8 protein-coding genes are annotated in these 12075 nt (G+C 51.8%); 4 read left to right on the forward strand and 4 right to left on the reverse strand.

Annotated features, from left to right (window positions below; genetic code table 11):
* Positions 1-440 precede the first annotated feature (440 nt).
* From ALIPUT_RS05990 to ALIPUT_RS06010, 4 genes are all read left to right on the forward strand, one after another.
* Positions 441-1289 carry a leucine-rich repeat domain-containing protein gene (locus ALIPUT_RS05990; RefSeq protein WP_050751480.1) on the forward strand — a complete coding sequence of 283 codons (849 nt, stop codon included), beginning with the start codon at positions 441-443 and terminating at the stop codon, positions 1287-1289.
* A gap of 849 nt (positions 1290-2138) precedes the next feature.
* Positions 2139-2804 (forward strand): recombinase family protein, encoded by a 666-nt coding sequence (locus ALIPUT_RS06000; protein ID WP_004328876.1) that lies wholly within the window; start codon positions 2139-2141, stop codon positions 2802-2804.
* Between the two features lie 346 nt (positions 2805-3150).
* Positions 3151-4461, forward strand: a complete 1311-nt coding sequence (locus tag ALIPUT_RS06005) for a porin family protein (protein ID WP_004328877.1) — start codon at positions 3151-3153, stop codon at positions 4459-4461.
* A gap of 12 nt (positions 4462-4473) precedes the next feature.
* Positions 4474-6654, forward strand: a complete 2181-nt coding sequence (locus tag ALIPUT_RS06010; RefSeq protein WP_004328878.1) for a leucine-rich repeat protein — start codon at positions 4474-4476, stop codon at positions 6652-6654.
* 518 nt (positions 6655-7172) lie between these two features.
* Here the strand turns inward: ALIPUT_RS06010 and mnmA are convergent.
* From mnmA to ALIPUT_RS06035, 4 genes are all read right to left on the reverse strand, one after another.
* Positions 7173-8519: a tRNA 2-thiouridine(34) synthase MnmA gene (gene mnmA / locus ALIPUT_RS06020; protein ID WP_004328879.1), complete on the reverse strand. Its 1347-nt coding sequence runs from the start codon at positions 8517-8519 to the stop codon at positions 7173-7175.
* A 95-nt stretch (positions 8520-8614) separates the two neighbouring features.
* A complete protein-coding gene (rimM, locus tag ALIPUT_RS06025; RefSeq protein WP_004328880.1) occupies positions 8615-9106 on the reverse strand; it encodes a ribosome maturation factor RimM in 492 nt (163 codons plus the stop codon).
* Positions 9107-9117: 11 nt separating this feature from the next.
* A complete protein-coding gene (locus tag ALIPUT_RS06030; protein WP_004328881.1) occupies positions 9118-9672 on the reverse strand; it encodes a 30S ribosomal protein S16 in 555 nt (184 codons plus the stop codon).
* A gap of 115 nt (positions 9673-9787) precedes the next feature.
* Positions 9788-11563 (reverse strand): hypothetical protein, encoded by a 1776-nt coding sequence (locus ALIPUT_RS06035; protein ID WP_004328882.1) that lies wholly within the window; start codon positions 11561-11563, stop codon positions 9788-9790.
* Positions 11564-12075: the final 512 nt, after the last annotated feature.

Here is a 12075-nt window from a genome sequence, read left to right on the forward strand (position 1 = left end):
ATCTCTTTCGGTCCCGGTAGGGAAGGTGTTTTGGGAAGTTGAAAAACATACGAATTGTGCCGGCGACCGTCGGCCCGTCATTGCCTTTGTCACATAACGCTTTGGGTTAAAAGTCTTTGTAAAAATCGATTTTCATATAAAGGATAAGGAGGAGCAGGGCATAGAGCAGCGACCACCGATGATGATCGAGCATGTTTGCTACGGATGTATTTTGTGGTTATTGTATGCTATGACGAAGTACATCGTTGATAAAGAGATTAGTAGGACGATATTATGGAGCTTGGGGCGTGATTGTCGCTGTAAAAAAATGAGGCGATGACGAACTAAATCCTGATAAATCCTGGGGGATACACTAAATCGTATAATCAATCACCATGGCAAATATTGCCGAATAGGCGCTCTTTGAATAATTTTTTATATATTTATGTCGAATTGTTTTATTGGACGAACTGTTTTTAGGGGGATTTAATGATTTTCAGCTTATGAGAAGATTTTTATTTTGGTCTTTGTGTTTTTGCCTGTTGTTTCCTGTAGGGTTATCTTCTTGCGATGGCAGCGATTCGGCGGCGGTGATTTTTGGGGGAACGACCGGGAAGCTTACATGGACTTTGACGGAGGATGGTGTCCTGACGATTACCGGGGAGGGACCTATGCCCGATTATAGAGATGGAGGTACTTCGGAAACTCCGCCTTGGTATCCGCATGTGAACAGGATTTCCTCCTTGACGATTGGCGAAGGTGTGACCCGCATCGGAGATTATGCATTTATGTTATGCAGCTTTGTGACGAAAGTTGTTATTCCGGAAAGTGTGACAAGTATGGGAGATTGGGCTTTCTGGCATTGTCAGAGTTTGAAGCGTATCACCTTCCCTGACCGTATGGTGAGGTTCGGTGAATGGGCATTCTACGAGAATGAAAGTCTTCAGAGCGTCTGTATTCCCGAGGGGGTAACGACTATTCCGAGCAGCGCTTTTGCTCGATGTCATAATCTAACGTGTGTTATCATGCCGGGGAGTTTGCAAACTATTTGTGGCGGGGCTTTTTCGCAGTGTCATAAATTGACGGATGTAACTATTCCCGATGGCGTGACGGTGATTGAAACAGGAGCTTTTCCAAGTTATCTTGATATGGCTGTCGTTACCTGTCTGGCCGTTATTCCGCCGGAGCTAGGGAAAGATAATTTCGGCCTTCCTGCTAAAATTCTTTATGTACCTGCCGGCAGTGTGGAGGTGTACAGGAAAAATGCTGTCTGGAGAGAGGCTTTTGAAACGATTGCGGCACTACCCTGATATTCCTGCCTGTGGGCGGGCGGTGCCGAGAACGAAATATCCCCGTACCCTGCAAAAGGGTACGGGGATATTTCGTTCTCGGAGTCGGCTGTTTCTCGAAGGATTATTTTTCCTGTGGGTCTTGCACTATTTCTTCGGCACGGCGGAGCGGATTGACAGGGGCTCCGAAGGTGAAGAGGCGACTTAACTGCACGACAAACCAAAGTTCGGAAGAGCGAATCGTTATCGTAACGCTCTTCCGGACTTTGGCTTTTAATGGCTTGCTTTCGGTCTTTTGTGGCGGTTTGCCCGACAGCATAGGGAACGGGTGGTTCGGTATTAAAGTGCTTGGGGCTGCGGCAAGAAATCTCTCAGTCTGTTCCGATCGAAAAGACGGAGCGGCGGAATCCATGCTGCAGACGACATCATCCTATGGAACGACTTGCGGCTCGGTCGTAAACCAACCGTTTTTCCCTGGCCGGATACGAAAATCGCGGGATTAAAACGGAGCGATAAAACGTTCGGGACGTTTATTTACAACAGTCGCATAATTTGACGGTTTACTCGTTTTCGCTCATCGTTTTCCCGAGCTCCGTGCCGCACGTGAAATCTCCTCTGCGGAGGGGAGAGGCCGCAATCGTAAATGTTCCCTTTGGCGGAGAATAACGACCGTTCCGACCGAAAGGTTTCGGAACCCGAAACATATCCGGAGTAAATCGGATGTAGGGTTCTAATTTATTATTCGTTTTCCGGGCTTTGCGGCCGGTCCGGACTGTTTATGCCGGAAGGTTTTGTATTCCGGCGCTCCCGAAGCATACGCTTACCTTTACCGACCGAGGCGACGTTGCCTCGGTTAAAATCATTTGTATTATGATAATAGGTTATTTACGCGTCAGCACGGGAAAACAGCATCTTGCCAACCAGCAGGATGAGATCCGGCGCTTCGCCGAAAGCAGAAAGCTTGTTGTCGATCATTGGGTGACGGAAGTCGTCAGTGGCAAGAAGAGCGAGCGAGACCGCAAGCTCGGCGGCCTGTTGCGCCGTCTTAAAAAGAACGATACGTTGATCGTGACGGAGATTTCGCGCCTGAGCCGAACGCTTACGGACATTATGGCGATTATGGGCAAATGCCTGGAGCGGGGAATCAACCTTTATACGACCAAGGAGGGCTATTCGTTCGACAATACGATCAACAGCAAGGTGCTGTGCTTCGCTTTCGGACTCGTCGCGGAGATTGAGCGCAATCTTATTTCGATGCGGACGCGCGAGGCACTGGCGCTGCGGCGTGCCGAGGGGATGGTCTTGGGACGCCGTTACGGAAGTTATACCAAACTGAACGTATTGATTGAAAATCGGCAAACCGTTATCGCAATGCTCGACCGGGGAAAGTCCATCGGCGATATTTGCAGACATTTCGGCCTTTCGCGGGATACGTTTGCCAAATTCAGGATGAAATACCCGTCGGTCCAGAAAGCTTTGGATAAGAAAGAACGACTTAGAATCAGTCGTTTTAAGAGCAGACGGTGCGATGTCTGAACAATATGCGGGAACTCCGGTGATCTGTATTCGGAGTTTCCGCATATTTTGTAAAAGAGCGCGGAGTTGTTTGGCCCTCCTTTCCCGATATTGTCGGTTAATCGTTGGTTAAATCGTTGGTTTATAGCTGCAAATATACATCATCTCTGCAATTTGTACAAGAATAATTTGTAATTATATTACAATTCAGATAATTATAATTATTTCTGTTTGTCGTCCTATGGTTTTATACCATGTATTATCCGTTTGAGGCGTTCAGTGGAACGATTAAATAGGATGGACGTTAGGATAACGTCCCGGTTTATTGTTGGTTAATAGTGTTTAATCGATGATAATTGAATGTCGAATGAAGAAAATCCTATTCTTTTTATTTGCTGCCGTATTAGCCGCAGGAGGCGTGGAGGCGCAGGAAGCGGTGGATTCCATGAAAATTTTTTATCGCCGTGGGTATCGTAATGTCGATCTGTCGTTTCGGGACAATCGGGCGCAGATGGAGCGTTTCTTGAATCTGACGGAAGCGGCACTGAAAAACGACCGGGTCGAAAAGGTCGTTATTCGCTCGTATGCTTCGCCGGACGGAACGGCAGAAGCCAACGAACGGCTGTCGGTCGGACGGGCGGAAGAGTTGAAGGCCTATCTGGTCCGCGAGGGGAACATACCCGCATCTTTGATCGAATATCACGCCGAAGGCATCGCGTGGGGAATGCTGCGGGAACAGGTCGCGGCTTCCGATATGGCGGGACGCGACGAAGTGTTGGATATTCTCGACCATACGCCGCTGTGGATTTACGACGACGATAATCGGATTGTCGATGGCCGGAAAAAGCAACTGATGGATTTGCAGGGCGGAAAACCGTATAATTATATGTTGGAGCACTTTTTCCCCGAACTTCGCAACAGCGTCAGCACCGTGCTCTATCTGCATATCGTGGCGCAGCAGGATAGCGAAACGGAGCCGGAGCCGATTGCGGTCGTTCCCTCCGAAGAGGAGCGGGTGCCGCAGCAGGAGCCGGTGCGGGTGCCTGCCGACGCGGCGGCGATGCCTTGTGAAACGACGGTCCCTGCGACGGTTCCTGCAAAGCCGCGTCGCTCGTATCCGGCGAATATGATCGGGGTACATGCGGGATATTGCACTTCGTGGATCACTTCTTACGGCTTGACCTCATCGACGAGGCCGGGTTACGAGGTGGGTGTCAGCGATCGGATTCGGTTGGGCCGGCAATTTCCGTTCTATCTGCGGACGGGATTGACCTTTATAAGCAAAGGGTATGAGGTCCGTGGCTTCGACGATAGCCGTACTACGATGAACTACCTGCAAATTCCTGTGGGTATCGATTATACCGTCGCCCTGGGCGAACGCTTTGCCCTGATTCCGCACGCCGGATTCTATTATGCGGTCGGTGTCGGCGGGAAGCGCAAGGTCGGTGCCGAGGAGATTCCGGTTTTCGGAGAAAAAGGCGGGTTTTCGCGTCACGACATGGGCTTTTCGTGCGGAGCCGATATTACGTTCGGTCGGTTCGGGATCGGGGTCGCTTACCAGATCGGCCTGATCAACATCGACAAAACCGATACGATGTACGGGAACGACAGCCAGATGGTCGGCTACAAGAATGTCAGGAATCGCAGTTTCATCGTGAGGGCAGGTGTCAATTTTTAATCGGAGAATACTATGAGAAAGATAATAACTTGCATGATTTTGGGCCTGCTGTCGCTGGTTTCCTGTACGGAGTATGACGAAGTGGCCATGTGGAACAAAAACGAAGATATGGGGTCGCGGCTGGCAGCGCTGGAGGAGCTGTGCAGCCGGCTGAATACCAATATCGTTTCGCTGCAACAGATTGTCGAGGCCCTGCAAGGCAACGACTATGTGACGGGAGTGGTCCCGGTCGTGGAAAACGGTGAAACGGTCGGTTATACGATCTCTTTCAGCAAAAGCGGCCCGGTGACGATCTATCACGGGAAAAAGGGAGAAAATGGACAGAACGGTACGACCCCTGTAATCGGTGTCGAACAGGATACCGACGGACTCTATTACTGGACGCTCGACGGCGAATGGCTCACGGACGACGAAGGGAGCAAGATTCTGGCTCAGGGAATGGCCGGTAAGTCGGCTTACGAACTGGCCGTGGAGAAAGGATACCGGGGAACGCTCGACGAATGGCTGGCCTCGCTCAACGGCAGCAATGGCGACGACGGCAAGTCGGCTTATGAGCTTGCCGTAGAGAACGGTTATCGGGGGACCGAGGAGGAGTGGCTGGCGTCGCTCAAGGGCAATACGGGCAACGACGGTAAATCGGCTTACGAACTGGCCGTCGAAAAAGGCTACCAGGGAACCGAAGAGGAGTGGTTGGCCTCGCTCAATGGCAGCAATGGCAACGATGGCGACGACGGTAAGTCGGCTTATGAGCTTGCCGTAGAGAACGGTTATCAGGGGACCGAGGAGGAGTGGCTGGCCTCGCTCAAGGGCAGTGCCGGCGATCAGGGCGATGACGGCGTCACGCCGAAACTGGAGGTCCGCGACGACGGTTATTGGTATATTTCCTACGACAACGGCCAAACGTGGAATAAATTGGGCCCGGCTACGGGCGATCCCGGTGAGGACGGCGATTCGATGTTCAGCGACATAGATGTTTCCGATCCGGATTATCTCGTTTTGACGCTGGCCGAAACCGGAGCATCGATCAAGCTGCCGTATTACAAGGACAAATTCGACCTTTTGTTTGTTTCGGGTTCTGACCGGGTAAAGGAGATGTCGGTATATTGCGGCCCGGGTGCGACGGCGGAGGTGGAGTACGAATTGACGAATCCTCTGAACGTGCAGGTCGCCATCGAGTGCATTTCGCACAGCGGATACGAGGTTGCCGTGGACAAGTCGGCTAAAAAGATCACGGTTTCCGCACCGGACGATCCGGCTGCGATCACCGATCCCGAGAGCGAAATTCTGGTGTTCGCTTCGGACGACGAAAGGACCGTCATGCGTAAATTGGTCGTCAAACAGGTGAAGTATATCGACTATAGGGCTACCCGGCAACTGGATTGGGAGAAGAGTTCCGTCAATCCGCGTTTCTGGGGCGAAGATTGTAAATTCCTCGACGAACAGAGTACGTATGATTCCGCTACCGGTGAAGGGCGATGGGCTTATACGGGTACCGTGATCTATATTACGGATGCCGCTTTTTCGGGAGAGGCGGGGCTGCAGGAAATCGTTATTCCTGCGAGCGTTGTCGAGGTGGGACGCAATCTGTGGAATGAAACCGGCGGCGGAGGTGCTTTTCAGAATTGCACGGCCCTGACCAGCGTGGTATTCGAGGGGGACAACCTGTCCAAGATCAATCTGAATACTTTCAACGGATGTTCGGCACTGTCTTCCATCGAGCTTCCGGAAAGCCTGGAAAAGATCGAGTATAATGCGTTCGACGATTGCAGCGCCCTGAAAAGTATCGTCATTCCGGACAAGGTAACCTATATCGGCGAAGGGGCCTTCAATTATTGTACGGGTTTGCAGGAGGCTTATATCGGCGATGGAGTTACCGAGATTGCCGCGAAAGCGTTTGCGGAATGCACCGCATTGAAAACGGTCGTTATCGGAAAGAGTATTCAGCGTATCGGCGATCAGGCCTTCAATACGAGGAGTTCCTGGGATCAGATGACCCTGGAGAAGATTACCGTTTTGTTCGACGATATTGCGTCCGGCTCTTTCCCGGTGTTGGAGAGCGGTTCGAGAGGCGTCTTCCCGAAACCCGGCGGTTGGGATCTGGTTTCCTATAAAATATATGTACCGAAAGGGACGAAAGCCGAATATCAGAAGAACTGGTCGGATTATAGTTCGCTGATCGTGGAGATGCAATAGGGTGCGGGCCGTTTCGACTGGTCGTACGGAATGCGGCGACTTTTCGAAGGTTGAATTTTCAATATTTTCGACTTAAGTCCGAAATCGGTCTGTATTGACACTCCTCGGCTCAATAGCCGAGGGGGGTTTTTTGTCGGATGGCATTTCTTCGTTTCCCGCTCCCTTTTTGCGGACGATCGAGGAAGCGGGCGGGATAATTCCGATTGCCGCAACAAGTATGGCGATTATATTGGGTTCGGGTTTCAGACTTGTTTCCCGAGGCTGTTTGTCATCGTTCGCCGGGGGCGTGTTCTGGGCTGTCCCTTTCTTTTGCCTCCTTGTGGAAAGGGGCTTGGGAGGGAAATGCTTGTCGGAAATCGGCCGGTACGGTACGTGATGGCTGCCTGTATTTTGAGCGTGGAGCGGAGGGTTGTGAAGACTGTTTGTCGCCTGTTTTGCCGGGGTTTCGGTAAAATGGCCCGTGTTTATGAGCTTCTTCTTCTGCGGCGGTCGCTTGGACGCTATCGGGGAAAGTCCGGTTATTCGGCGATGACGCCCGATCCGACCAGCTCATCGCCATCGTACCAGGCTGCGAACTGTCCCGGCGTGATTCCACGCTGAGGTTCGTCGAAAAGCAGGTAGGCCGCGTCCGGACGGATGAAGAGTTCCGCTCCTTGCAGCGGCTGGCGGTAGCGGATACGGACATCGAAACGACGGCTTTCGCCCGTTTTCAATTCCCGGAGCGGGTCGATCCAGTGCAGCTCGCCGGGAGCGATCCGCAAGGCCCGGCGGTAAAGTCCCGGATGGTTGTCGCCCTCGCCGACGTAGATCACGTTCTGCTCCACGTCGGTTGCCAGTACGAAAAGCGACTCCTTGCGGCCGCCGATCCCCAGCCCTTTGCGTTGGCCGATGGTATAAAAGTGGGCTCCGTTATGCTGCCCGATTTTTTTGCCGTCGCGCACGGTATAACGGTAGGGAGCAGCGAGTGCAGCCAGTTCGGTATCCGTCGGAGTGGAGGACCGCTTTGCGGCGGTTGCCGTCGGAGCTGTCGCCGGGTTCGGACATTCTGTCGAGTCCGTATTCGCCGGATTTATACCGCGTAGGGTGGCACTTTTATCCGAAGCCGTTCGTTCCGCCGTGCCCATCCCTGCATCCTCCGTTTTGCCGACGAGTGGGACGGCTTGTCCGTATTTGGGCCAATCGGCTTTGATTTCGTGGACGTTGCCGGTTTTTGCTTTGAGCTTTTGTTGAAGAAAGACCGGCAGATCGACCTTGCCGACGAAACAGATGCCTTGCGAATCCTTGCGTTTGGCCGTAGCGAGCTTCATTTGCTCGGCGATGCGTCGCACTTCGGGTTTGAGCAGGTGGCCGACCGGAAACAGCGCCCGGGAAAGCTGTTCCTGTGAAAGTTGGCAGAGAAAGTAGCTCTGGTCCTTGTTGGGATCGCTACCCGCAAGCAATTTGTAGATCGTCCGGCCGTCGGGCGCCGTCTCTTCGGCCTTGCGACAGTAGTGTCCCGTAGCCACGAAATCGGCTCCCAGCTTGAGGGCTTCCTTCAGAAAAACGTCGAACTTGATTTCGCGGTTGCAGAGCACGTCGGGATTGGGTGTGCGCCCTTTCGCGTATTCGGAGAACATATAGTCCACCACCCGGCGACGGTACTGGTCCGAGAGATCGACCGTATGGAACGGAATGTCGAGCCGTCGGGCGACAAGTTCGGCGAAGAGCCGGTCGTCGTGCCAGGGGCAGTCGCCTTCGAGCGTGCCCGTAGTGTCGTGCCAGTTGATCATGAAGAGTCCGATAACCTCATGTCCGGCCTGTTGGAGCAGGTAGGCCGCTACCGACGAATCGACGCCGCCGGAGAGTCCGATAACTACACGTGCCATACTTTTTGCGCAAATTTTACTTTTCGACCGCACCGAAAGGCGCGTTTTGCCGGAAATATCCGGTCACGGAAGCACCGGTTTTCCACCGATTCTCGTTACAGTTCGATCAGTCCCTCGGGCAGTACCATCTTCACCGTACGGCCCTCGAAATCGATGCCTGCGATGAACTCCTCGACCGCCGGAACCAGGATCCGTTTGCCGCCGATCTCCACCTCGAAGAGAGGATTGGCCTCGCTGTCGTAATAATCCGTGATTTCGCCTTTCAACGTACCGATCCGTACCCGGAATCCGATCAAATCTTCCAGGTAGAATTCATCGTTTTCGTCGTCCTCGTGCTCGAGGTACAACTCCCGCCCGATAAACTCTTCCGCCCGACGAGCGGAGTCGATATCCGCGAATGTCGCCAATGCGTTGGTCTTGCCCCTCCGTTCGAAGCGGTCGCAAAAAAGAGGAACCGCCAGTGAATCGATCTTCACGAACAGCGGTTCCTCTGTTGAGAAGTCATCGGGAAACGTCGTGTAGAGATTCAGTAAAACCCCACCTTCAACTCCGAAGAGTTTACTCACGCGCGCAACCGACAACAACATAACGGTTGTAACTATGCCTCGGCAGGAGCTTCTCCCTCTGCGGGAGCTGCTGCTTCAGCCGATTCGGCAGCGGCAGCTTCGGCGGCCTCACGTGCGGCAGCTTCGGCAGCGGCTTTCTTCTCGGCGAGAGCGGCTGCGCGCTCTTCCTTGATTTTGGTCTCGGCGGCCAGACGGCTCTTCTCGGCCGATTTAGCGTCCGACGCCAGTTTGTTGGTCTTGTTCTCGATCTTGGTCTGCTTCTCGCTCAGCCATTTGTTGAATTTGGCCTCGGCGTCCGACTCGGAGAATGCACCTTTAGCGACACCGCCCAGCAGGTGCTTCTTGTACATTACGCCTTTGTAGGAGAGGATCGCCCGACAGGTGTCGGTGGGTTGTGCGCCTTTGAGTAACCAATCCAGAGCTTTCTCGAAGTTCAGATCGATCGTAGCAGGATTCGTATTGGGATTGTAGGTACCCAATTTCTCGATGAATTTACCATCACGTGGCGCTCTGCTATCTGCGGCAACGATGTGGTAGAAAGCGAAACCTTTCTTACCGTGGCGTGCCAGACGAATTTTAACAGCCATTTGCTATAAAATTTTTAATGAAATTAATAAACGCTACCCACTTTTCGGGGCTTTCAGGGGAGCAAAGGTAGAAACAAAAAACCGAATTGCCAAATCTGCCGGGAAACAAAATGGATCAATTTGGTAAAAGATGGGGTGTCCGGCCGTATTCGGCTGCTTTGCAGAAGCGGACAGGTGCAGTGAAGGCGGTTGCGATCAGGGCGGTACGGTTTGGCGTAACCGCCGATTTGCCGTTGATAAATCCCGAGTTTGGAGCACTCTTCGGATCGCACAGATCGTCTTCGGTGAAGGTTAATTCTTCGTAGTATAATTCGCCCCAGGCGCCGCTTTCATCCTGTCCGCAATAGTAGAATCCGAATGTTTCCATTTCGGCGGGGAGGAAATAATAACCATTTTCGACATTTTTCCAGCCGAACAATGTGCCGGTTTCGAGATAGTCGAGGATCTGCATATCTGAAAGATTCAGTTGTGTTGATCGTGCGACATGCAGAAGGCCCCATGTATGGATTGTTTCAGGGCTTGTCGGGGTAACCTGGAAGATAAATACCCGATGGTCGCTTGCCCCTTTGTAAATATCTGGGTAGAGTGTTTCCAGAGCCGTCCCGTCATAGAGTTGCCATTCCGCCTGCACGGTAGCGTTCATATTGCGCGGCAGGGGTTTGCTCGTCACGCGAGCAATGAATATATTATTTGGAAAATCATTGGTGTCGAGGAATCCATAAATTACATATTCTGTTCCCGGAATACAATTTATTTGCAATATTTCTCTATCCATATATAAGCTCGGCGAGTATGAGTTCTCTGGGGTCATATCTTGGATAAATTGGCGCCAGTCGTCGTAAGAATCGAAATACGAGGCAGTGGTGATTCCCACATAATACCATGTATCATTGAAATTTGGGGTGACTTGCACGTTGAAGCTGCGCATTTCGATATCGTACGGTTCGAAAATCAGTTCAAACCTTTCTTCAAACGGATGGTCGAACCAATCATCCAGTTTGTCGATCACTCCGTTGCCGTCAATATCCAAGTACTCGTCGAACGGTGGAATTGCATAATCCGTAATGGAGAGTTCTTCATAACGTCGTTCCAAATTTCTCGTAACTCTCGCAGGTTTAATCCCCATACCGTTGCTCCGTACGGCTGCGAGCAGGGCTTCGTCTTTGATCTGTCCGTTCACCTCGATGTCTGTCGCGATTTTGGAAACGATTTCCGAGAGTTGGGCAACCGTTCGTCCGTGTTGCAGCGTGGCGGAAATAGCCAGCAGGATGGCGTTGCCGACACCCGGACGGGCGATGTCCATCTTGTCGAAGCCTTCCGGCGAGGGAAGTTCGTCTTGCGGGATGCAGAACGATCGGAGCACTTCCTGCTCGGCCGTCCGGCGTGCATCCGGAATGGTCCGGCCCTCGTTCAAAACAAGGTACTTGATGCGGGGCGTTTCCAGCGAAGTGAGCAAATTGACGTTCGACTTTCCTTCCATTGCAAGGTCGGACAGAGACCGCAGGGTCAGCGGGGCATCGGAAAGATTGCCTGTCACTTCGTTGAAATAGAAACCCTCGGCGATGATCTCTACGTAGCGGCTGTCAATATCCGATGTAAGTTCGAACGAGCCCATGTCGTCGAGAATCTGCGTTTGGTAACTTTTACCGGTCGGTTGCAGTCGTTCGTTCAGCTCCTGGATAGTGACGACAGAGCCTTGGATGAACTGCCCTTTCTGCACGCTTCCGTTGATCGAATATTCCGGAATGTCCGGTTTTTCATCCTCCGAGTCGTTACCGTCGCCGGGGTTCTCGGTGTTATCCGATCCTCCGTAGGGCGTTTCATCGATACCGCTGTCGGTACAGCCGCAGACAAGCAGTACGGCGATTGCGAATAAAAAGAGTTTTTTCATAATAAGATTATTTAATAAGTAGAAATTTGATCATTCCTGCTACTTACCGTATCGGCTCCTGCTGCGGTGGTTTGAACAAAAAAAGTGTGGAGTCGTTCGTTTATCTGACGACAGGCATTTGGCGTGGCCCGGAAACAAATAAACAATACCCCACACCGAATAGTATATCGAGAACCGATATAGCTATACACGGTGATGAGTGTCTGTATTGCCTATCCTTGTTTCCTTAAAATCGCCAAATTTTATCGTCAAGGATTAGCGAAACACTTTCACTAAACAATATGTCGCCATCCGTCGGGGACGGCACTGCAAAGTTAGTGAATGTTTCCTAATACACAACACGCTCTGGGGTATTGCCACCGCAAAGTTCCACAAAACAAAGTTTTTCTGCAACGGCCGACGGCCGGATCGAAAATTATATTCGTTGTAATTTGGGTGAAAAGTTTTTGTGTGTAAAGAGGGGGATGTTTGTAGTGTGTTGTTTTTCAGAATATTAATTGTGTGAAATTTTG

This window comes from Alistipes putredinis DSM 17216 (assembly GCF_000154465.1).
GTDB classification, from domain to species: domain Bacteria; phylum Bacteroidota; class Bacteroidia; order Bacteroidales; family Rikenellaceae; genus Alistipes; species Alistipes putredinis.